General features: G+C 49.0%; 20 protein-coding genes. 1 reads left to right on the top strand and 19 read right to left on the bottom strand.

Annotated elements, in window-relative coordinates:
* The 4 genes from hrpB to ACAN55_RS18980 all read right to left on the bottom strand — a co-directional run.
* Positions 1–1,304, bottom strand: a 1,304-nt coding sequence (hrpB, locus tag ACAN55_RS18965) for an ATP-dependent helicase HrpB (protein WP_379136384.1), incomplete at its 3' end; no start/stop codon positions are given.
* 176 nt (positions 1,305–1,480) lie between these two features.
* The gene (locus tag ACAN55_RS18970; protein WP_379136387.1) at positions 1,481–1,870 is read right to left on the bottom strand and encodes a DnaJ family domain-containing protein; all 390 of its coding nucleotides are present in this window, start codon (positions 1,868–1,870) and stop codon (positions 1,481–1,483) included.
* A 42-nt stretch (positions 1,871–1,912) separates the two neighbouring features.
* Positions 1,913–2,302 carry a GIY-YIG nuclease family protein gene (locus ACAN55_RS18975; RefSeq protein WP_379136390.1) on the bottom strand — a complete coding sequence of 130 codons (390 nt, stop codon included), beginning with the start codon at positions 2,300–2,302 and terminating at the stop codon, positions 1,913–1,915.
* A gap of 41 nt (positions 2,303–2,343) precedes the next feature.
* Complete coding sequence (locus ACAN55_RS18980) at positions 2,344–3,132, bottom strand: DUF2087 domain-containing protein (RefSeq protein ID WP_379136394.1); 789 nt, start codon at positions 3,130–3,132, stop codon at positions 2,344–2,346.
* Positions 3,133–3,384: 252 nt separating this feature from the next.
* On the opposite strand from ACAN55_RS18980, the gene ACAN55_RS18985 reads away from it, so the two are divergent.
* On the top strand, positions 3,385–3,861 hold the full coding sequence (locus ACAN55_RS18985) for an SRPBCC family protein (RefSeq protein WP_379136397.1): 477 nt from the start codon (positions 3,385–3,387) through the stop codon (positions 3,859–3,861).
* Positions 3,862–3,868: 7 nt separating this feature from the next.
* Here ACAN55_RS18985 and ACAN55_RS18990 read toward each other — a convergent pair whose 3' ends face one another.
* The 15 genes from ACAN55_RS18990 to fapR all read right to left on the bottom strand — a co-directional run bounded on the left by ACAN55_RS18990 (position 3,869) and on the right by fapR (position 21,200).
* Entirely contained in the window at positions 3,869–4,558 is a 690-nt protein-coding gene (locus ACAN55_RS18990) for an NAD-dependent epimerase/dehydratase family protein (protein WP_379136399.1), read from the bottom strand.
* A gap of 129 nt (positions 4,559–4,687) precedes the next feature.
* Entirely contained in the window at positions 4,688–5,497 is an 810-nt protein-coding gene (locus tag ACAN55_RS18995; RefSeq protein ID WP_379136403.1) for an SDR family oxidoreductase, read from the bottom strand.
* 211 nt (positions 5,498–5,708) lie between these two features.
* On the bottom strand, positions 5,709–6,575 hold the full coding sequence (locus ACAN55_RS19000; RefSeq protein ID WP_379136405.1) for a transglutaminase family protein: 867 nt from the start codon (positions 6,573–6,575) through the stop codon (positions 5,709–5,711).
* Entirely contained in the window at positions 6,572–7,525 is a 954-nt protein-coding gene (locus ACAN55_RS19005; protein WP_379136408.1) for an alpha-E domain-containing protein, read from the bottom strand. The genes ACAN55_RS19000 and ACAN55_RS19005 overlap by 4 nt, the downstream gene beginning before the upstream one ends.
* 72 nt (positions 7,526–7,597) lie before the next feature.
* Positions 7,598–9,061: a circularly permuted type 2 ATP-grasp protein gene (locus ACAN55_RS19010; RefSeq protein ID WP_379136411.1), complete on the bottom strand. Its 1,464-nt coding sequence runs from the start codon at positions 9,059–9,061 to the stop codon at positions 7,598–7,600.
* A gap of 349 nt (positions 9,062–9,410) precedes the next feature.
* The gene (gene ftsY, locus ACAN55_RS19015; protein ID WP_379136415.1) at positions 9,411–10,406 is read right to left on the bottom strand and encodes a signal recognition particle-docking protein FtsY; all 996 of its coding nucleotides are present in this window, start codon (positions 10,404–10,406) and stop codon (positions 9,411–9,413) included.
* Between the two features lie 39 nt (positions 10,407–10,445).
* Positions 10,446–14,015, bottom strand: coding sequence for a chromosome segregation protein SMC (smc, locus tag ACAN55_RS19020; RefSeq protein WP_379136419.1), 3,570 nt, complete (start codon positions 14,013–14,015; stop codon positions 10,446–10,448).
* Positions 14,016–14,229: 214 nt separating this feature from the next.
* Entirely contained in the window at positions 14,230–14,934 is a 705-nt protein-coding gene (gene rnc, locus ACAN55_RS19025) for a ribonuclease III (protein ID WP_379136422.1), read from the bottom strand.
* Positions 14,935–14,946: 12 nt separating this feature from the next.
* Positions 14,947–16,185, bottom strand: coding sequence for a beta-ketoacyl-ACP synthase II (gene fabF / locus ACAN55_RS19030; protein ID WP_379136424.1), 1,239 nt, complete (start codon positions 16,183–16,185; stop codon positions 14,947–14,949).
* 318 nt (positions 16,186–16,503) lie between these two features.
* The gene (locus ACAN55_RS19035) at positions 16,504–16,737 is read right to left on the bottom strand and encodes an acyl carrier protein (RefSeq protein WP_379136427.1); all 234 of its coding nucleotides are present in this window, start codon (positions 16,735–16,737) and stop codon (positions 16,504–16,506) included.
* A 121-nt stretch (positions 16,738–16,858) separates the two neighbouring features.
* Positions 16,859–17,608, bottom strand: coding sequence for a 3-oxoacyl-[acyl-carrier-protein] reductase (gene fabG, locus ACAN55_RS19040; RefSeq protein WP_379136430.1), 750 nt, complete (start codon positions 17,606–17,608; stop codon positions 16,859–16,861).
* Between the two features lie 53 nt (positions 17,609–17,661).
* Positions 17,662–18,585 (bottom strand): ACP S-malonyltransferase, encoded by a 924-nt coding sequence (gene fabD / locus ACAN55_RS19045; RefSeq protein ID WP_379136575.1) that lies wholly within the window; start codon positions 18,583–18,585, stop codon positions 17,662–17,664.
* A 47-nt stretch (positions 18,586–18,632) separates the two neighbouring features.
* The gene (locus ACAN55_RS19050; protein WP_379136433.1) at positions 18,633–19,622 is read right to left on the bottom strand and encodes a beta-ketoacyl-ACP synthase III; all 990 of its coding nucleotides are present in this window, start codon (positions 19,620–19,622) and stop codon (positions 18,633–18,635) included.
* A gap of 8 nt (positions 19,623–19,630) precedes the next feature.
* Complete coding sequence (gene plsX / locus ACAN55_RS19055; protein ID WP_379136436.1) at positions 19,631–20,620, bottom strand: phosphate acyltransferase PlsX; 990 nt, start codon at positions 20,618–20,620, stop codon at positions 19,631–19,633.
* Positions 20,604–21,200 carry a transcription factor FapR gene (gene fapR / locus ACAN55_RS19060; protein WP_379136439.1) on the bottom strand — a complete coding sequence of 199 codons (597 nt, stop codon included), beginning with the start codon at positions 21,198–21,200 and terminating at the stop codon, positions 20,604–20,606. Before fapR ends, plsX begins: the two co-directional genes overlap by 17 nt.
* Between the last annotated feature and the right edge of the window lie 17 nt (positions 21,201–21,217).

Below are 21,217 nucleotides of genomic sequence, written 5' to 3' on the forward strand. Positions count from 1 at the left end.
GCGCCAAGCTCTGCCGCGCGCAGCAGCATGTGCGCGGCGCGCGGGTGTGCCCCGAGCGCGGCCATGCTGCGGCCGTGCGGGGTGATGGCGCCGCTGGCATCCAAGGCGCCGAGCTGGCGCAAGAGCGCCGTGCCCTGCGCGTAAGGCGCAGGGGGCGGCGCGTCAAGCCACTGCAGCGCGGCGGGATCGCGCACGCCCCAGAGCGCAAGCTCCAGAGCGAGCTGAGCCAGATCGGTCTCCATGATCTCAGGCACATGATCGTCCGGTAGGCGGTAATGCTCTTCCTGACTCCAGAGCCTATAGCAGACGCCCGGCGCTGTCCGTCCGGCACGTCCCCGCCGTTGATCCGCAGATGCCTTGGAGACGGGAACCGTTTCTAGGCGCGGCATGCCGGTTCTCGCTGAGAAGACCTGCGTGCGGCGCAGACCGGTATCAATTACCGTTCGTACACCGTGTATGGTCAAGCTGGTCTCCGCGATGGATGTAGCCAGCACGACTTTTCGTTCTCCGGGCACTGCCGCTGCCACAGCAGCATTCTGCTGTTCCTGAGGAAGCTGCCCATATAATGGCCGAATCACAGTGCCTTCCGGCAATCCGCCTGCTTCCAGCTCCCGCTGCGTCCGGCGGATTTCTCTCTCCCCCGGAAGGAACACCAGCACATCTCCGCTCTGTTCCTTCATTGCACGGCTTACAGCAGCCGCTGTGTTCTTCTCCAATATCACATTATTTGCAACCGGTGCATAAATGGTATCCACCGGGTATGTCCGTCCGGGACATTCCACAACCGGAGCACCGCCCAAAAATGCGGATACCCGTTCTCTGTCAAGCGTTGCCGACATAATTAGTACCCGCAGATCCTCACGGAGCACAGATTGTGTCTCAAGCGTTAGTGCCAGCCCAAGATCGGCATGCAGGCTGCGTTCATGAAATTCATCAAATATTACCAGACCTATATTCTCAAGCGCCGGATCGCTCTGGAGCATCCGGGTCAGTACACCTTCCGTGACAACAACGATTCTGGTGTTCTTGCTTACCTTGCTGTCCATCCGCATCCGGTAACCAACGGTTTGTCCCACACTTTCACCAAGTGATGCCGACATGTACACGGCCGCCGAACGGGCCGCAAGCCTGCGCGGCTCCAGCATAAGAATGCTTTTACCCTCCAGCCACGATTCATTAAGAAATGCAAGCGGAGCAGCTGTAGTTTTACCTGCACCCGGTTCGGCGATGAGAATGGCAGACGGTGAAGTACTTAAAAGACTTTTTAATTCAGGCAGGACCTGCATAATCGGAAGTTTATCCATATAATTCTCTCCAGTATCTGTTTAACTAAACTTGATTGATCAATTCATTCATAGTAATCATGGTCGAAAGCCTCACAAAGATCAAGAGACACTCCTCAACCATTCATGATTCAAATAAAAAAGACCCTTTCAAGCCATGGACATGGCTACGAAAAGGCCCCTAATCTATTTAGATATTAATCCTCACGATCCAGTCGTGCTCTGAGTAGTTCGCCATATTCGGAGAAAATAGAGCTGTCCTGAATCCCCCGCTCCCTCAGCAGTTCCTGCAGGCGCAGCTTCTTCAGGGATAGCTTCTTCTGGAGTTCCTTTCGCTCGCGATCACCAGAGACACCACTGGTTCGGCATGCCGTAAGAAGTTCCTCGAGCGATACGCACTCTGCACGGAGCGATAATTCCTCAGGGAGCAGGCCGGCATTTTTCATAATCTTGAAAGACATCCGCAGATCCTCGGGCACTCCCGACAAATCTTCTAACTCCAGGGGTTTCCCATGCCCGGACAAATTCTTGAATTCTCCATTCCGCATGGCCTCCTGAATACGTTGCTCTGCGAGCCATGATAACATCGGCCTCCCCCTTCCTATTGCTTGGTTCTATTGAAATTACATCTAATCTTTAATTTGCGGCTGTTTGTGATACCCGCGTTCTCCATAGGGACTGAGCTGCTCCATCCATTTACTTTCGAGGTCAGGCATCATTTTACGGTATTTCCCTTGTTCAGATGGATTCTGAATGAATTCTTCCTCCGGTTTAATTTCTTCCAGAATCTCGAATTGAAAGCTCGCTTCACCATACTTCTTCCAATCTTCCTGAAGTTCTTTATTATTATGGTTATTAATGTCCAGCATAAACTTATGCTTATTCCAGACTCCTTCAAGGTTCAGTGCCGTGCCGACAAAAGACTTACCATTGACTGTATTCAGCAGCCTATAGGCTCCCATTTGCCGGTGCGAATGTGCATAATTGTAGGATATCTCCTTGCGTCTTGCTTTGTCCATGATTTCGTATTCTCCTTTTGATTATTGCCTGTTCAAGTCCTCTATAATTTGACCCAATATCGGCTTCCATCTTCTTCGCGTTCCAATAGACCATAATCGACCATGTAGCGGCGCAGGGTAACATAGTCTGCAGAAGCTTCCGTCAATATCCCGTTAACCTCTTTCTCGGTATATTCACGTCCGGCATCAAACCGCTTAAGCAAATGCCGAAGAATGGCAGCCTTTCGTTTCTGTTTTTTCGGGAATTCAGCGAGAGGCCCCTCTGGTCCTTCTTTAAAATAAGCTTTGAGAATTTCGTCATTCTCCTCTTCCGTGATTGCAAAACGCTCATCCAGCATCGAGGCCGAACGGGGGACGCTTATAAACGGTGAAGAAGTTCCCGGCTTATCCTCCATCAGCTCCATGATGGCCAGAAATAACCGGGCTTGCTTCGCTTTCTCGCGAAGTGTGAACCGGTGGTTCCGTACGGTAGACGTACTCCCGATTCCAAGTTCTTTTGCAGCCTCTCCATCGTTTAAACCGTGATGAACAGCCGTCAGCAGCCCTTTTTGCAAATCGGTCAGACCGGTCAGTTTCTTATCTAGACTAAGCAGCCAATTGAACATCGTCCCATGAGTATGCGTCACATGCAGCACGGCATATTTCTCAGCTTCATAGAACTTATCATCCTTCGGGTAGATGATCCCTTTCTCGTAAGCTTCGCCGCACACAAGGCAGACATAATAAACGGAATGATCTCTTACCTCTGATACATAACCTGCCTTTAATTCTTCTATTGAAGCATTCCAGAATTTCTCCGAGATGCTTACCGATTCCCTAACGTCCGGCACATCAATCACCCATTTCGATAATATATAGACATTTTATCATTATGTTTACTAATGCACAACAAATTCGAGATTACGTTTGGTAATCTATTGTCTCTGTGGTATGGATATTAAATAAAAACTGCCCCGAAGGGCAGCATATAGTGTCGTATATTCAGGAACTGATCTCTTGCACTTTAACTCTATAACACGCCATTTAACACTGTGATAAACTAAGGTGAAAGAAATGGACAACTATCCGAAGGAGGACTATCCATGATTGCTGAAATCCATGCAACAGAAGAGGGTTATGCTGCCCGGTTTGAACGCCGCTATAGACATTCTATAGAAGAGGTATGGGCTTATTTAACGGATAATGACAAGCTTCCACTTTGGTTCCCGGAGCTTCAGGTTCAGGAACTGCGCATTGGCGGGGTCATCTCGTTTGATATGTCTAACGGGATTTTCGAACAAATGACCATTACCGATCTACAGGCACTGTCCGTGCTCGAATACACATGGGCGGAAGATCGTGTCCGGTTTGAGCTTGTTGCGGATTCCGAAGGTTGTCTGCTCGTATTGACTGAAACTCTTCATACAATCACCCCGCATACGCCAAGAGATCTTGCCGGATGGCATGTGTGTCTGGATGTCATCGGAGAGCTGCTGGACGGACGAACCCCGAAAGCCCGTAAAGAGCAGTGGAATCAGTGGTTTGAGAAATATCGTACAGTCGTGCAGAATCTGAAGTAATCTTTGCCTATTTTCGAGGCATTTTACGAGCTAAATCAGCAAACTCCCTGCTGCCGAGAATCGGCTGATCCGGCCCCCGGTATACACTATGAATCATAGCCAGCCCAATTTCACGTAACGTAACTACATGTCCTGGAAATAACGGCCGGATCACCGGATACAGCCAGTTAATCGCATAATAGAACTTGTGGGTCCGGGTTAGACCGCGGGTAGGTTTAATAAATCCGGGACGGAACAGATAGACCTTGCGGAACGGCAGCTTCAGAAGCGCATTCTCCGTCTGTCCTTTCACTCTGGCCCACATTGACCGGCCTTGCTCCGTACTGTCAGCCCCATCCGCAGATACATAACAGAACACCATGCCGGGATTTTGACTTGAGAGCAGCTCTGCCACATGCATGGTAAGATCATAGGTCATATGATGATAAGCCGCTTCTTTCATTCCTGCTGAGGAAGTCCCCATGCAAAAAAAACAGGCGTTATAGCCCGTAAGCCGGTCTTGAATAGACGACAAATCCGTAAAATCCGCATGAAGAATTTCAGTTAGCTTAGGATGCTTAATTCCGCTGGGTTTTCTGCCAACAACCAGAATCTGTTCAATCTCCGGATGGTTTAAACATTCGTGCAGAACCCCTTCACCGACCATTCCAGTGGCTCCGGTTATTATTGCCTTTATCTTGTTATGCGGTATATTCATCATATGAACATCCTTCCGTTGTCTTCTCTTTTCACCTATAATAATCAATCGTTCGGTTAAAAACAAGAACTAAAAAATCCGTGCTCGCCTATAAGGCTGTGACACGGATTAATTGAAAAACCCCAGGCTTTAACTGAGTAACGATTCCGCCCCGTCAATCACAATTTGTGCTCCCGTAATATGAATCGATTCATCCGAAGCCAGAAAAGATACCAGTTCAGCTACTTCCTCCGGTTTACCAGGTCCATCTGCAAGTGGCTGCGCACCATCCGGGAAGTCAATAGGGATCACTATCGATTCCACTTCCTCGTTGACATCCGTGCTTTCATCTATATTCGTAGAAATGGCACCCGGACAGATCACATTGACACGGATTTTGAACTTTGCCAGTTCAAGTGCAGCCATTTTGGCGAAAGCGACCTGTCCGGCCTTAGTCGTGCTATAAGGTGACCAGCCAAAGCTCGTAAACCGCGTGTTCCCATTAATGGAACTGGTGATGATGATGCTGCCTTTCCCTTTATTTTTTAAGTGGGGAATACTATATTTCAGTGTCAAAAATGTTCCCGTCAGATTCACCGACAGCGTATGCTGCCAGTCACTGAGGCTGAGCTCTTCGATCGGACCTACCGCACCATTGATCCCGGCATTTGCGAACACGATGTCTAGACTTCCGAAATGCTCGACCGTCTTGCGGACTGCCTCCTCCATTCGTTTCTCATCTGAAGTGTCTACATCCAGTGCAAGGGCACAATCCTTTCTCAGCTTATTCAGCTTCTGTTCAAGCGGGAAGGTTCTTTCATCGACCAGGTCAAACAAAGCGACATTAGCACCCTCTCGTGCCAGCTGTATGGCTGTTGCTCTGCCGATTCCGGAGCCCGCACCTGTAATTATGGCCGTTTTACCGATAAATCGCTGTTTCTTGGATATGTTTGGGTTCATGCCCGTGTCACTCCTTTCATACAAGCCTTAACTTTAAGTCTCTGTTTCAAGATTACCCCAAAGATCCTTAGTTTTAATCATTTTGTGTAAAATATACCCCCCTATCCACGTACTAAGAAGAACGTCTATACTCTCGTTACAGGATCGAAATCTGTGTCTCATACAAATAAAACTCCCTGATCCTAAGATCAGAGAGTTTTATAGTCTTGAATTATTGTTCCAGCTTCCGGACATCCACCTTGACGGTCAAATTACCTGCGACACCCCGGTATACACCTTTTACAGGAACAATATCCTTATAATCCCGGCCATGTCCAAGTTTTATGTAACGCCAGTTCACTTCCATATTGTTGGTCGGGTCAAATCCGAGCCAGCCGGTACCTGGAATATGTGTCTCTACCCATGCATGGGAGGCTTGCTCGAAATCGGCGTTTCCGCCTTGCAGATCACCGACAAAATGATACCCGCTAACGTATCTCGATGGCAGGCCCACACTACGACAGACAGCAATCATCAGGTGCGCATAATCCTGGCATACTCCGCGTTTGAGCTTAAGCGCTTTTTTTACCGTCGTGTTCACACTCGTGGCTTCCGGGTCATACGTAAACTGTTCATAAATCGTAGATGACAGCCTTTTCGCCCATTCGTACATATCCTCAGCTTCATCAAAAGGATGCTGCGACGCAAACTCCACCAATTCTAGCGTAACCTCAGTATAGCGGGTTGGAAGGATAAATTCGATGTACCGGTTCTGGAACTTCTCATCATTCAGCAGCTTTATCTGCTCTTCTAGGGAAAGCCGGGGCAGATCTGCACCCTGTTCTTTGTCCAGTGTAACCACAGTGGCTTTGGTATGTATAACCATTTCCGTGTGTGGTTTATTAACAGTATACGCATGAACCCGATTCCCGAAGAAATCCTCATAGGTCAGCAGATTCGCCGGAGGATAGATTTCCACCTCATGATGATAGCAGGACTGCCGGTAATTGGTTCTCGGGGTAAGCCGGATTTCATTGACACTGTCCGTAACGGGCTCCGGGTAGTTGTAGGTTGTTGTATGATTGATTTGGATCTTCATACCTTAATCCCTTCTCGCCGAAAAAAAGCGCCTTCCATCGTTTTGCCGAGACGTAAACAGGAGTTCTTTAAGGATGTGAGTACGTCTTCCACCGCATCACCCGCCATATCCTCCAGTTCCATATAATCAAGCTCTGCCTTGATTTTACCGGCCTGACGAATCACTTTTTCATGCCCCGAGCCCTTTTCCGAAGTCTCAAGCTCCAGCTTAGCCAGATGTTCTTCCAGCTTATGGAACGAGAAGCGAACCGAACGCGGAAAGGATGGGTTTGCGATCAGAAATTCGAGAATCCGTTCTGGTGAAAAAGCATCCGCATGAAAATGGCGGAAGGCTTGATAACCGCTAACCGATTTCAGCACCGCCTGCAGCTGGATATATATCCCTTGATAGTCCTTGTCTTCACATGAATTCGTCACGGCTTGCAGGATCCGAGTTGTATTCTCTGCACGCTCCAGATATCGGCCGCTTTCGATAAAACGCCATTCGTTGCCTCGCAGCATTACGGATTGTTCCGCTCCAAGGAACATTGCTGCCCGCTCCTTAATTTGACGGTAGAATCCATGCGGACCCCGCATGATATCGGCTACCGAGCACTCGCCTAGCCACAGATTGAAGCTGTTCGCAATATCCCAGAGCTCGCTCGGCAATTGCTGACGAAGAGTACGGAGGTTGTTCCGGGCTTGGTGTACACAAGAAAATATGGAATTGGAATTCCCAAGGTCGAGTGTAATAAAAGATAGTACATCGCTCTCACAAAAATTCTCAAACTGCTGCAGATATTCATTTCTTACACCAAGTGCATCAATTAATCTTGACCATTTGTTGCCTTCTTCCTGAAAATCCTGTTCCTGCTGGATATGATAATGCACATCAATTAGACGGGCATGATTCTCAGCCCTCTCAATATATCGTCCGATCCAGAACAAAGCCTCCGCATTGCGATTCAGCATCGTCCACCCCACCCTTATCCTTCAAAATGATACCTCACATTGCACCCTCATCTTACTTTTGCATTCTGATAACTAACTCATCACCCAGGTATCCTTGACACCTCCGCCTTGTGAAGAATTCACGACAAGTGATCCTTCACGCATGGCTACACGCGTCAAACCGCCCGGGATAACATGTGGCTTGCGGTCTGCACCCATGAGGACGAACGCACGGAGGTCAATATGACGGGGGGTTAAAGCACCACCTGAAAGAATGGGTGCTCTCGATAATGACATGATAGGCTGGGCAATGTACCTGCTGGGTTCGGCAAGGATTTTTAAACGGAAGTTATCCAACTCCTCTTTGGTCGCCTCAGAACCAATAAGCATACCGTAACCACCGGACAGCGAAGTTTCCTTTACCACCATTTCAGGCAAATGGTCCAGTACATGCTGTCGTTCCTCTGCTCGTTCCAACAGATACGTGGGCACATTTGCAAGAATAGGCTCTTCCTTCAGATAATAACGGATCATGTCCGGGACATATACATACATTGCTTTGTCATCCGCTACTCCTGTTCCTGGTGCATTGGCTATCGCAATATTACCTGCCCGGTATGCATTCATTAGTCCTGCAACACCAAGCAGAGAATCCGGTTGAAATGCCAATGGATCAATATAATCATCGTCCAGCCGGCGGTAAAGCACGTCCACCTGCCGAAGCCCCTTCATCTCCTTCAAATATATCTTATGGTCGATGGCTACCAAATCACGACCTTCTACGAGATGAATTCCCATCTGCTGCGCAAGGAATGCATGCTCATAGTAAGCAGAGTTATATTCACCAGGTGTTAGCAGAGCAATAACCGGATTGGGCTTCCGGGAAGGAGATAAGCTGCGCAGAACAGACAGGAAGCGATTCAAACTGTGATCCACATCCCTAATGGAGTTGGCAAAAGAGATCTCGGGGAATAACTGATTCATCAGAGTGCGACCTTTGAACAAATAAGAGAATCCAGAGGGAGTACGCAGATTATCCTCCAGTACGTAATATTCCCCGTCATGGTGACGAATGAGATCAATGCCTGAGGTCGTTATATACGATCCGCCTGGAACCCGTAGTCCCGTCATTTCCGGACGGAAATAGCAATTCGATATAATCATCCGGCGGGGCACTATCCCATCCTTGACAATATACTGTTCGTGGTAAATGTCGTGAATAAACAAATTAAGTGCGGTTATTCGTTGAACAATACCTGCTTCTAGCCTCTCCCATTCCCCTTTTGGTATAATCCTTGGAATCATATCAAAGGGAATTGTGCGTTCCATAGGTTGATCCTGAGCAGGGTTATACAGGGTAAAGGTAATACCTTCTTCCATCATCCGGCGCTGCATCAATCGTTGCTTCCCTTGCAGCTCTTCGGGACTCATTCCGGTAAACATGCGGTTTACATGCTTATAATGAGGTCTAACACTCCGTTCATCAGCAAACATTTCATCATAATAGTTATGAAGCGGATATGAGGATAGACCGGGCAGAGGATCCAATTTAGACATGAGCCCGACTCCTTTCGATTTAATGTTATGTTTGTTAACAAGAGAGACTGCTAATATCTAAAATATCTAACTTTTTTTCAGTTTACCCCTTCATCATACGTAAGCACGCTCATTCATGTCAATATATATAACAACAAAAAGAAAGCCCTGAAAATGGGTCGTCCCTTGCAACCGCTTCCTCTCTCCTAGTGAAGTGTCCATGCCGCTAGAATGTATGAATTACATATCAATTGTATGCAAGAGTACTGACAAGCATTACTGTTATGAATTTTTCATATGATGAAAATAAAACAAAAACCCAGTCAACAACACAAATAGTAGTGTTCGACTGGGTTTAACGGTATTTCTACTACTCTTCTTCCTCAGCAGACTCTTCATCTATGAGTCCGGAGAACAAGGCATGTACGAATTGCTGTGAATCAAAAGGCTGAAGATCTTCCATCTTCTCGCCAAGTCCGACGAGCTTCACGGGTAGATTTAATTCCTGACGGATCGCCACTACGATACCGCCTTTTGCTGTTCCATCCAGCTTAGTCAGTACGAGTCCGGTTACACCGCTTTTTTCACCAAAGAGTTTAGCCTGGCTAAGTGCATTCTGCCCGGTTGTTGCATCAAGCACCATCAGCACCTCATGTGGCGCACTTGGAATTTCCCGCTGAATAACACGGAAAATCTTATTTAACTCTTCCATCAGGTTGTTTTTATTCTGGAGGCGTCCGGCTGTATCACAGATCAGTACGTCAACATTCCGCTGTTTAGCTGCCTGCACTGCATCATACATCACGGCAGCCGGGTCGGAGCCCGACTGTTGCTTGATTACATCAACACCCGCCCGCTCTCCCCATACTTCAAGCTGCTCGATAGCACCAGCGCGGAAGGTATCTCCTGCGGCAAGAAGGACTTTCTTTCCTTCCTGTTTGTAACGGTGAGCCAACTTTCCGATGGTTGTTGTCTTGCCGACACCATTAACACCTACAAACAGGATAACCGTGATTCCGTCAGGGTTATCCCGAAGAGAGTTATCATCATCTCCGCGCAGCAGCTCCATCAGCATCCGGGACAGAATCGGCTGCAATTCGCTCGCTTCTTCAATCCGTTGTTTTTTTACTTCGCTGCGCAAATTATCAACCAGGGTCATTACCGTATTTACACCGACATCTGCGCCAATCAGGATTTCTTCAAGCTCTTCATAGAATTCCTCATCAATCTTTTTGCGGCGGGTTATGAGATCTGATACTTTTTCGACGAACCCTTTACGTGTCTTCTCCAGGCCGTCGCGGAACTGTTTCGTCACACTTTCCGTTTTGCCGGAAATGCTCTCTTTTAATTTCTTGAAAAAACTCATATATTTCCTCCGCTCCAATAAATCATTGTTCACAACACTTTAGGCGATCTCCGCCACTTCATCCTCCAGACGGACAGAGACAAGCTTGGATACTCCGCCTTCCTCCATAGTTACTCCGTAAAGCACATCTGCTTCTTCCATCGTACCTTTACGGTGCGTAACCACGATAAACTGTGTCTGTTCCGAGAACTCACGAAGATACTGCGCAAACCGGACTACGTTTGCTTCATCCAGCGCAGCCTCAACCTCATCCAGTACACAGAATGGTACCGGCTTCACCTGCAAAATAGCGAACAGAAGCGCCATCGCTGTAAGTGCACGTTCCCCACCGGAGAGCAACTGCAGGTTCTGCAGCTTTTTACCTGGAGGCTGAGCGACAATATCGATACCGGTATCCAGCATATTATCAGGATCCAATAGCATAAGATCTGCTCTTCCCCCGCCGAACAGCTTCGAGAACACCGTCCCGAACTCACGGCGGATGGCATCAAACGTAATCTTAAAGCGCTTGGACATTTCCTCTTCCATTTCACGGATCACGTGATACAGCGTAGTTTTGGCCTCCACGAGGTCATCCTTTTGTCCGCTGAGGAACGTAAAGCGTTCATGCACACGCTGATACTCCTCAATCGCACCCAAATTCACCTCGCCAAGCGAACTTATGCCCCGTTTCAAGCGCTGTACCTCAATCTGCGCTGCAGGTACATCTTCGGGTACAGGATAACGCTGCTTAGCCAACTCATAGCTTAATTCATAATCATCGCTAAGCTTGCGGAGGATGTTATCAAGCTCTACATCCAGTCGTCCTACGGACACCTCAGTACTGCGCAGCTTATCTTCAACACCTCTTAGCGCTTGGCGCTGGTCTTTGGTTTCGCCTTCTTCCAGTTCCAGCTTCCGCGAAAGGGCTGTCCGTTCTGCACGTGCGAAATCGAGCGCTCCAGCCGTACCCTCTTTTTTCAGCTTATAGCTATTGAGGTCCTCCTGCTGTTTCACCGCTTCAATAGCATTTGTGGCTAAATCCTGTTCAATTGTATTTAACAGGCTGCGGTTCTGGCGAAGCTCCTTATCCTGGGAGCCCACATCCTGGCGCATGCGGCGCAGTTGCTCTTCGATCGAGAAGATCTCCTGGTCCAGTTTGCCTTCCGCTACTTTCATACCGGTAAGCATGCCCTGCAGCTCCTCCTTCTCGGATTCGCTGGCTTTACGGGCAGATTCGGCATTACGTATATCTTCATGCGCCTTCTTCTCTTCGCCTTCAAGACGTTCGAGCTCTGCAACAGCCTTGGCCCGTAACTCTTCGAGATTCAGCATCTCGCTCTCAAAACCGCTTTTGGCAAGGCCCGTACTTTCAACTTGCTCCATCACATGACGAAGTTCCTGATCCAGTTGTTTCAGATCGCCAACCATGCGTTGCTCTTCCAGACGTTTCTCGTCTCCGCCGCGCCGCAGATCTTCCAGTCGTACCACGGAATTCTCCTGCTCTTCCCGCAGCTTGGCAATACCTTGCTTCAGCTTAGCGATCTGCGACTCACTTTCTGTAATCTCAGTAACCAACTGGTCCAGTTGACGCTTACGGCTGAGCAGGCTATTGTTCTTCTTGTGCTGGCTGCCCCCCGTCATCGAACCACCAGCGTTGACGACATCACCTTCCAGTGTCACTACTCGGTAACGGTATTGGCATCTTGCGGCAATCCGGTTCGCTTGTTCCAGTGTCTCTGCAATAACAACATTGCCCAGGAGGCTTCCTACGATACCTGAATATTTATCATCACAGCTCACCAGTTCAGATCCAATGCCCACAAAGCCCTCAGCACCCTCAACCATTCCACGGTCACTGCCGCTGATTTGCCGCGGACGAATAACGTCTAAAGGCAAGAACGTAGCTCGACCCAGCTGACGCTGCTTCAGAAAGGCAATGGCTTGACGGGAGACAGACTCATTCTCCATAACGACATGCTGAAGCGCCGCGCCAAGCGCGGTCTCTACTGCCATTTCTAACTTTTCCGGCACAGCAATCAGCTCAGCAACGGCCCCATGAACTCCATTCAACTGGCCTTTACGGGCACCCTTCAGGACTTCCTTAACACCAAGAATGAAACCGTCAAAGTCATCCTGCATTTCTTTCATGGTCTCTTGCCGGGATACTTGTGCTTCCCGCTTTTGTTCCCACTTGCGCAGCGATGACTGAGTTTCCTCCAGCAGCTTCTGCCGTGTGCCGGATTGACCACTCTCTGTAATATAACTGTTACGCAGATCGTTAAGTTCCTGGCCCAGGATTGCAATTTTATCCTTTAACTGCTTTTGGGCTGTCAGCAACTCCTCTTGCTTAACCGTCCATTTGTCGCCTTCTTCTTCACTGCGCAGCATCCGACGCTCAAGAGTTTCCTTCTGCTGGTCTGCATAACGAATTTCGTTACGGGCCTGAGCCATCAGATTCATCAGCTCCAGCAGTGCACTCTTGAGTGTCTCTTCGCGGCTTTGACTGATGCCGTCAGCTACCCCGATCAGACGGTTCTCTTCCTCTGCCAGCTTCACCTGCAGTTCCGCAAGTGACTGTCTCGACTGTTCCAGCTTTAATTCCAAAGCAGCCAACTCACGCTGCCGGTCTGCAGATTTCTCTCCTACAGACCCCAAAGTCTGCAATAACTGCTCGCGATTATTCTCTAAGTTTCGACGCCGCTCTTTAAGCACCTCGCCGTAACCTTCACTTTTCTCATAAGACTCACTGTAACGAAGTAATTCTTCCTGCTGTAGCTCGATCTGCTCCTCAAGCTGCCGTAACGCCAGTCGTCCAGTCTCCAGCTTGGCGTCATGCGCCGATACGATCGTAGAAAGCTGCAACTGCTCTTGCTTCAGCGTCTCAAGCTGTGCATTTCCGGTCTGCCAGGCGGTATGGATACCTTCAATCTGATGTACATATACCGAGATCTCCAGCTGCTTCAGTTGCTCTCTCAGCTCTTTGTAACGGACGGCCTTCTCAGACTGCTCCTTGAGAGGCCCTACCTGATCTTCCAGTTCGGTGATGAGATCATGAATACGCAGCAAATTCTGCTCTGTCTCATCAAGTTTGCGGCTGGCATCTCTTTTGCGAGATTTATATTTGACGATTCCCGAGGCCTCTTCAAATATTCCCCGCCGGTCCTCAGAACGGGTACTCAATATTTCTTCGATCCGCCCTTGTCCAATAATGGAATAAGCTTCACGCCCGATACCCGTATCCATGAACAGCTCGGTAATATCCTTCAGGCGGCAGGATTGCTTGTTGATTAAGTATTCACTGTCTCCGCTGCGGTGCACCCGACGGGTAACGGTCACTTCACTGAAATCAAGCGGAAGAGCGTGGTCTGTATTATCCAGCGTCAGCGAGACCTCACCGTAGTTCACGGCCTTGCGTGCATCACTGCCGGCAAAAATAATATCCTCCATCTTGCCGCCCCGCAGCGATTTCGCGCTTTGTTCACCAAGAACCCAGCGTATGCCGTCGGAAATATTACTTTTGCCGCTTCCATTTGGCCCTACTACAGCCGTAATACCGCGTACAAATTCCATTTCCGTTTTATCGGCAAAAGATTTAAAGCCAGCTAGTTCAATCCTCTTCAAAAACATACCTTGTCACTCACCTCTGACCACATTATACCATAGCGTCCGGCACCCTTGGCATACTACTAAATGCCGATCTTTCTACATTAAGAAGAAGCTTATACGTCCTTGTTTTTTAAAAAAGAGCAGCAGCGGTCAAGATTCCGCCCTTTGCCGGCACCTTGACCATTGTTGCTCTTCATTCATGCACTTTCAGCCTGTCCGTGGCACTCTGTATGATTCAGGCTCCATCCTGCCTTATCTTCAACAAAGCAGCTGCTGCCGCATGCTGTTCCGCTTCCTTCTTGGAACGGCCGGTTCCCCGACCAAGCGAGCGGTTTGCCATGTATACTTCTGAGACAAATTCACGCTCATGCGCGGGTCCCCGCTCTTCAATAATCCGGTATTCAAGCGTTCCCATGCTGTGATGCTGAATCAGTTCCTGCAGCTCCGTCTTGAAATCACTCATCTGCATCTGCAGTTTACCGTCTGTCTCCACAAGCGGAAACACATGACGGTTCAGAAATCCGCGTGCTGCTTCCAGTCCCTGATCCAGATAAAGCGCTCCCACGAAAGCCTCGAACACATCAGCAAGCAAGGCAGGGCGGGTACGCCCGCCCGTCAATTCTTCCCCTTTGCCCAGCAGCACATACTGTCCAAAGCCCAGTGCCTCGGCGAACTTGACCAGAGAGGGCTCGCATACAATAGCGGCTCTAAGCTTGGTAAGCTCCCCTTCCGGCCTGTCCGGAAGCAGGTTGTACAAATATTCGGAAACCGTCAGCTCCAGAACCGCGTCACCTAAAAACTCCAGGCGTTCGTTATCCTGATGCTGGTTGAAACGGTGTTCGTTCACATAGGATGCATGGGTAAAGGCTTGCTTGAGCAGCAGCAGATCGTGAAATTGGATATGAAGTTTAACTTGAAGTTGCTTCAGATCTCCATTCATAGCACGGTCTCCTTACTGGTTGTATTTTTTCAAAATAACAGTTGCGTTATGTCCTCCAAAGCCGAATGAATTCGACATCGCAATAGTCATATCCGCTTTGCGGGGAACGTTAGGCACATAGTCCAAATCACATTCCGGATCCTGATTCTCCAAGTTGATCGTTGGTGCGATCATACCCTTTTGCAGAGAAAGTCCGCAAATGATGGCTTCCACGCCTCCAGCTGCTCCAAGCAGATGGCCAGTCATGGATTTTGTGGAGCTGATAGCTACCTTATAGGCATGCTCACCCAAAGCCTTCTTGATGGCAGACGTCTCCGATCTGTCACCTACAGGCGTAGAAGTACCGTGTGCATTGATATAGTCAATCTCTTCCGGATTAATACCGGCATCACGAATCGCCATCTTCATGCAGCGCGCCGCTCCTTCCGGATCAGGTTCGGTCATGTGATGCGCATCAGCACTGAGTCCGTAGCCAATAACTTCAGCATAGATCTTCGCCCCGCGTTTCTCAGCATGCTCCAGGGATTCCAGAATCAGAATTCCTGCACCCTCACCCATGACAAAACCATCACGGTCAACATCAAACGGACGGCTGGCCTTCTCAGGTTCATCGTTGCGTGTCGACATTGCTCTCATTGCACAGAAACCTGCCATGCCCGTCGGACGGATCGTTGCTTCGGAACCGCCGCAGATCATTGCATCCGCGTCTCCGCGCTGGATCAGCCGGAAGGATTCGCCAATGGAATGGCTTCCTGTCGCACAGGCTGTCACCGTTGTCGTATTCGGGCCCTTAGCTCCGAGATTAATAGATAACTGACCTGAACCCATATTCGCAATCATCATAGGAATAAAGAACGGGCTAACCCGTTTCGGTCCTTTTTCAAGGAGAACATTATGGTTATCTTCCCAAGTGCCCAGACCACCGATACCGGAGCCGACGGATACGCCGATTCTGTCCGCATCAATGTCTTCACCAATTGTAAGTCCGCTGTCCTTCAGCGCTTCTTCACCGGCAGCTACGGCAAATTGAACAAAACGGTCCATCTTGCGGGCTTCTTTGCGGCCAAACCGCTCTTCCGCATCGAAATCTTTAATAGAAGCTGCTATTTGTGTTGTATATTCGCTTACATCAAAAGCATCAACATGGGATACGCCGGATTTGCCGCTCATTAGGTTGTCCCAGAACGTGTCCAAATCTTTGCCCAGCGAGGTCACCACACCCATACCGGTAACAACCACTCTATGACTCAAATACATTCACCTCATCCAATGGTCTTTAAAGTTCATCAAGCTGTCTAGCGTTCGATTACTTATATATACTTCAGTCACTGCTCTAATGAATAAGGCAGCGGTTCTGTTATATTCCTAAGAAGAAACGGTTGGTCCGTCCTTACAAGGGCGGAATCCATTTCTCGGAGAAATACAAGAAGAAAGTACAATGTGTGACTTATACTTTCTTGTATTTCAATAAAGATGCGCTTAGCGCACCCTAGGTGTATCTTGAATTCACTGTAAAAATGAGGAGAAAGTCCCGCGAAAAGCAGGTGCGGGACTTTGTAATCTTAGACTCTAGGTATGAGATTGTACGTACTTCACAACGTCACCCACGGTCGTAATCTTCTCTGCATCTTCATCAGAGATTTCCATATCGAATTCATCTTCCAATTCCATAACCAATTCTACTACATCAAGAGAATCAGCACCTAAATCATCTTTGAAAGACGCTTCGAGTGTTACCTCTGCTTCATCGGCTCCTAAGCGGTCGATGACAATTCGCGTTACACGCTCCAATACATCGGACATCCGGTTCACCTCCTCCTTTGGTATTATACGAGATATGGGGTAAAAATACCATAGAACGCCAAAATCGCTTTCTCGGGCTGGATATGCCCATATGTAATCCCGTTTTCTTACATTTCCATGCTTACATATACATGCCGCCATCCACGTGTAGTGTCTGGCCGGTCATGTACGCAGCACCTTCGGATGCCAGGAACACAGTGGACATGGCAATATCCTCAGGCCGCCCCAGACGGGCAAGCGGAATCCCTTGGATCAGGCTGCCGCGCACTTCCTCAGATAACTCACGCGTCATATCAGTATCGATAAACCCCGGAGCGATACAATTGACGGTAATACCCCGTGAGGAAAGCTCGCGTGCTGCCGATTTCGTTAGACCGAATATCCCCGCCTTAGCGGCAGAGTAGTTGGCTTGACCCGGGTTACCGGTTACACCAACAACAGAGGAAATATTAATAATCCGTCCGTACCGCTGCTTCATCATCGGGCGAGTAACTGCTTTGAGACAGTTAAATACGCCTTTCAGGTTCGTTTCGATAACTTGATCGAATTCTTCCTCTTTCATCCGCATAATGAGATTGTCGCGGGTAATTCCGGCATTATTAACCAGAATATCTATCCGGCCCCAAGCATTCAATGTCTCTTTAACCAGATTCTCCGCCTCTTCACTGTTACCTACATTACCGCGGATAGCAATCCCCTCAGAACCAAGCTCCACAATTCTTGCGACAGTCTCTTGAGCTGCTGCTTCACTACCTGAATAGTTAACAGCGACTTTGACCCCATGCTTAGCCAGTTCCAAGGCAATACTGCGTCCTATGCCGCGCGAAGCGCCGGTGACAAGGGCCGTCTGGCCCCGCAATGCTGAAAACATGCTTCAGCCCCCTTTCGTTAATCCACCTGTATGAAAAGCTGCGAACGGCAATTTTACAATGCTGTCTGTACGCTTTCCAGACTGTTAATGTTGATTACCTTGACTGTTTTGTCAATTTTACGAATCAATCCTGCCAGAACGCTTCCTGAACCGATCTCAACAAAGGTATCTACTCCACTTGCAATCAACCATTCAATGGTATCCTGCCACAGGACCGGTGAATAGACCTGACGCACAAGCAGTTCACGAATCTCTTCAGCATCCGTAACCGGTTGAGCTGTAACATTAACAACAACAGGTACTGACGGCGTATGGAACGTTACGTTCTGCAGTTCAGAAGCCAGGCGCTCTGCCGCTTCCTTCATCATAGAAGAATGGAAGGGCCCGCTCACTTCAAGTGGGATCGCCCGTTTACCGCCGGCTTCTTTTACCCGCTCAACGACGCTGTTCACACCAGCCTGAGAACCTGAGACCACGATCTGTCCCGGGCAATTGACATTGGCGAGTTCAACCGGGGTCCCGGCCGCCGAAATGCTGCTGCAAAGTTCTGCCAGCGCTTCACGCTCCGCACCTAGTACCGCAGCCATAGCTCCGGATCCACCTGGTACCGCTTCTTCCATAAACCGTCCGCGCAAGCGAACCAGTGATACTGCATCCTCATAGGAAAGGACACCTGCAGCCACCAGTGCGCTATACTCACCCAAACTGTGTCCGGCTACATAATCCGGCTTAATACCTTTATCTTCGATCGCCTTCAGATAGGCAGTACTTGCTGTCAACAGTGCAGGCTGTGTATTTACCGTCTGCTTCAGTTCGCTGTCCGGTCCTTCAAAAACCAACTTACTTAACGGAAACCCTAAAACTTCATCGCCCTTCTCGAACACTGCACGGCTCTGTGGAACAGCATCATAAATATCCTTGCCCATGCCGACGGCTTGAGCTCCCTGCCCGGGAAAGACGAATGCTATTTTACCCATGCTTAAATCTCCTTCCCCAAGCGGCACATGCCGCCATTCAATGGATTCTACCAGATTAATACCGAAGCTCCCCATGTGAGACCGCCGCCGAAGCCGACCATCATCACTGTATCGCCTTCCTTCATCCGGCCTTCTTCAGCTGCTTCAACGAGCGCAAGCGGTATGGAGGCTGCTGAAGTGTTGGCATATCTATCCACATTAATAACACATTTCTCAGGTGGCAGATCCAGACGTTGCATTGCAGATTGAATGATACGGATATTCGCTTGATGCGGAACGAATAAATCGATGTCCTCTTTGCCCATACCGGCTTTTGTCAGAACTCTTTCGGTTGCACTGCCCATAATCCGTACTGCGAACTTAAATACTTCGCGGCCGTTCATGTACATGAAATGCTTCTTAGCTTCTACAGTCTCCAAGGATGCAGGAAGTCTCGAACCTCCGGCTTCCAGCTTCAGCAGATGCCCGCCGGAACCTTCAGCTCCGAGATCAAAGGACTGGAAACCACGGCCTTCCGGTACTTCACCGACAATAACTGCGCCCGCACCGTCACCAAAGAGCACACAGGTGTTGCGGTCCGTATAATCCGTAATGCGGGACAAAGTATCCGCACCAATAACAAGTGCGTTATTATACATGCCATTCTGAATGAAGCCTGTAGCCGTTGCCAAACCATACACAAACCCCGAACATGCAGCAGACAAGTCAAAAGCTGCCGCTCCTTTTGCTCCCAATTTATCCTGCAGCAGGCAGGCTGTAGAAGGAAACGCACTGTCCGGTGTAACTGTAGCAATGATAATGAGATCGAGGTCTTCCGCTTTCATGCCTGCGGATTCCAATGCCTTGATCGCAGCCTCATAGGCAAGATCAGAGGTCGCTTCGTGTGGAGCCGCGATATGGCGCTCCCGGATGCCTGTCCGGGACACGATCCATTCATCGTTTGTATCTACGATTTTCTCCAGATCCGCATTGGTTAAAATTCGTTCTGGAACGTATTTCCCTGTGCCGATGATTCCAACTGGCCGTAATTGTTTCATTTCGTCACTCACTTCCCGCTAATTTCCTTGGATATACTTGCTACCAGATCGGCTTGAAGCGCGATCCTTGCCTGTCTGACTGCGTTCTTGACTGCATTGGCATCTGAAGAGCCATGTCCCTTCACTACCAGTCCGCTAAGTCCGAGCAGCGGCGCACCGCCATGCTCTTTATAATCCATCTTGCCCTTCAGCCCTCTGAGCTGAGGCATTATCATGGCAGCACCCAGCTTCGCTTTCAGCGAGCTGGAGAGTTGTTCTTTCAGCAGAGAGAATATCGCTCCCGCTGTACCCTCAAGAGTTTTGAGCAGTATGTTACCGGCAAAGCCGTCACATACCAGTACGTCACAGCTTCCTAATAGTACATCGCGCGCTTCAACGTTGCCAACAAAATGAATACCTTCCAATGCTTCAAGAAGCGGATATGCTTCTTTGGTCAGTTCATTACCCTTGCCTGGCTCGGTGCCGACATTTAACAGTCCAACACGGGGTCTCTCAATTCCATGAACCTTACTTCGGTATATGCTGCCCATCAAGGCATATTGTGCCAAGTGCTGCGCTTTTGCATCCATATTGGCGCCAAGATCAAGTGCAAGTACACCTACATCATCCAGCGTTGGAATCATTGGTGCTAGTGCAGGCCGTTCAATACCTGCCATCCTACCAACAACTAAGAGGCCTGTTGTCATCAGTGCACCCGTATTGCCGGATGAGATCATCGCATCGGCTTCACCTTCGCGCACCATCCGTCCGGCGACAACCATAGATGAATCCTTTTTGCGGCGAACCGCTTTAACGGGTTCTTCATCCGAGCCGATAACTTCACCTGCGTGCCGTACCGTTACATTAGACGGCTTATTTGTAAGCAGCGGCGCAAGTTTGGCTTCGTCACCGACGAGCACAATCTGCGTATCTTTCCATTCCGCGGCTGCGGCTAAAGCTCCTTCAACGTTACATTCAGGAGCATTGTCCCCACCCATGGCATCAATGGCGATCAACACTGCGTTCTCCTCCTTCGCTTTCTTCTTCTATTGCAGACCGGTAGATGATGAAATGACCCTGAAACACCATTTCTTCCCCGACATATGTAAACACATCGACTTCCGCTTTTCCGTTTCTTCCTGCAAGTGAACGGACATAGGCTTTGGAAATACATTTCTCTCCCAGGCGGACCATGCGCACAAAACGAATGTCGGCAGAAGCAGTCAAGGCTATTTCCGCATCTATCACAGCAACCGCAAGCGAATTAGATTGAGCGAACACATAGTGTCCCCTGGCAATACCGTTTCTGGAAAAAACATGTTCTTCACGAATTTCAAATATCGATATCCCGCTCTTGTCGAGCTGCAAATCAACGATATCACCCACTACCTCATCTGCAGGCAGCGAGCGAACCTGATCATAGGAATGCTCGGCCATCTGTTTCATTCGCTCCCGCAGCTCCGGAATACCAAGCTCCATACGGTCCAACCGGATTGTCTGGATGCTGACTTTAAGCTGACGGGTCAATTCCCTGTCCGTAACAAACGGATTCCCGGCAATTAACTGAAGCAGATGCTGCTGACGTTCTTTTTTGGACACCCGCTCGATAGCGGCTC

Origin of the sequence: Paenibacillus oryziterrae (assembly GCF_042610485.1) — a bacterium.
GTDB lineage: Bacteria > Bacillota > Bacilli > Paenibacillales > Paenibacillaceae > Paenibacillus_AQ.

Coding starts and splice junctions, on each gene's coding strand:
- ACAN55_RS18970 (WP_379136387.1), bottom strand. CDS start 1,870: ATGTTATCATGGCTCGCAGAGCAACGTATTCAGGAGGCCATGCGGAAT.
- ACAN55_RS18975 (WP_379136390.1), bottom strand. CDS start 2,302: ATGGACAAAGCAAGACGCAAGGAGATATCCTACAATTATGCACATTCG.
- ACAN55_RS18985 (WP_379136397.1), top strand. CDS start 3,385: ATGATTGCTGAAATCCATGCAACAGAAGAGGGTTATGCTGCCCGGTTT.
- ACAN55_RS18990 (WP_379136399.1), bottom strand. CDS start 4,558: ATGAATATACCGCATAACAAGATAAAGGCAATAATAACCGGAGCCACT.
- ACAN55_RS18995 (WP_379136403.1), bottom strand. CDS start 5,497: ATGAACCCAAACATATCCAAGAAACAGCGATTTATCGGTAAAACGGCC.
- ACAN55_RS19000 (WP_379136405.1), bottom strand. CDS start 6,575: ATGAAGATCCAAATCAATCATACAACAACCTACAACTACCCGGAGCCC.
- ACAN55_RS19005 (WP_379136408.1), bottom strand. CDS start 7,525: ATGCTGAATCGCAATGCGGAGGCTTTGTTCTGGATCGGACGATATATT.
- ACAN55_RS19010 (WP_379136411.1), bottom strand. CDS start 9,061: ATGTCTAAATTGGATCCTCTGCCCGGTCTATCCTCATATCCGCTTCAT.
- ftsY (WP_379136415.1), bottom strand. CDS start 10,406: ATGAGTTTTTTCAAGAAATTAAAAGAGAGCATTTCCGGCAAAACGGAA.
- smc (WP_379136419.1), bottom strand. CDS start 14,015: ATGTTTTTGAAGAGGATTGAACTAGCTGGCTTTAAATCTTTTGCCGAT.
- rnc (WP_379136422.1), bottom strand. CDS start 14,934: ATGAATGGAGATCTGAAGCAACTTCAAGTTAAACTTCATATCCAATTT.
- ACAN55_RS19035 (WP_379136427.1), bottom strand. CDS start 16,737: ATGTCCGATGTATTGGAGCGTGTAACGCGAATTGTCATCGACCGCTTA.
- fabG (WP_379136430.1), bottom strand. CDS start 17,608: ATGTTTTCAGCATTGCGGGGCCAGACGGCCCTTGTCACCGGCGCTTCG.
- fabD (WP_379136575.1), bottom strand. CDS start 18,585: ATGGGTAAAATAGCATTCGTCTTTCCCGGGCAGGGAGCTCAAGCCGTC.
- ACAN55_RS19050 (WP_379136433.1), bottom strand. CDS start 19,622: ATGAAACAATTACGGCCAGTTGGAATCATCGGCACAGGGAAATACGTT.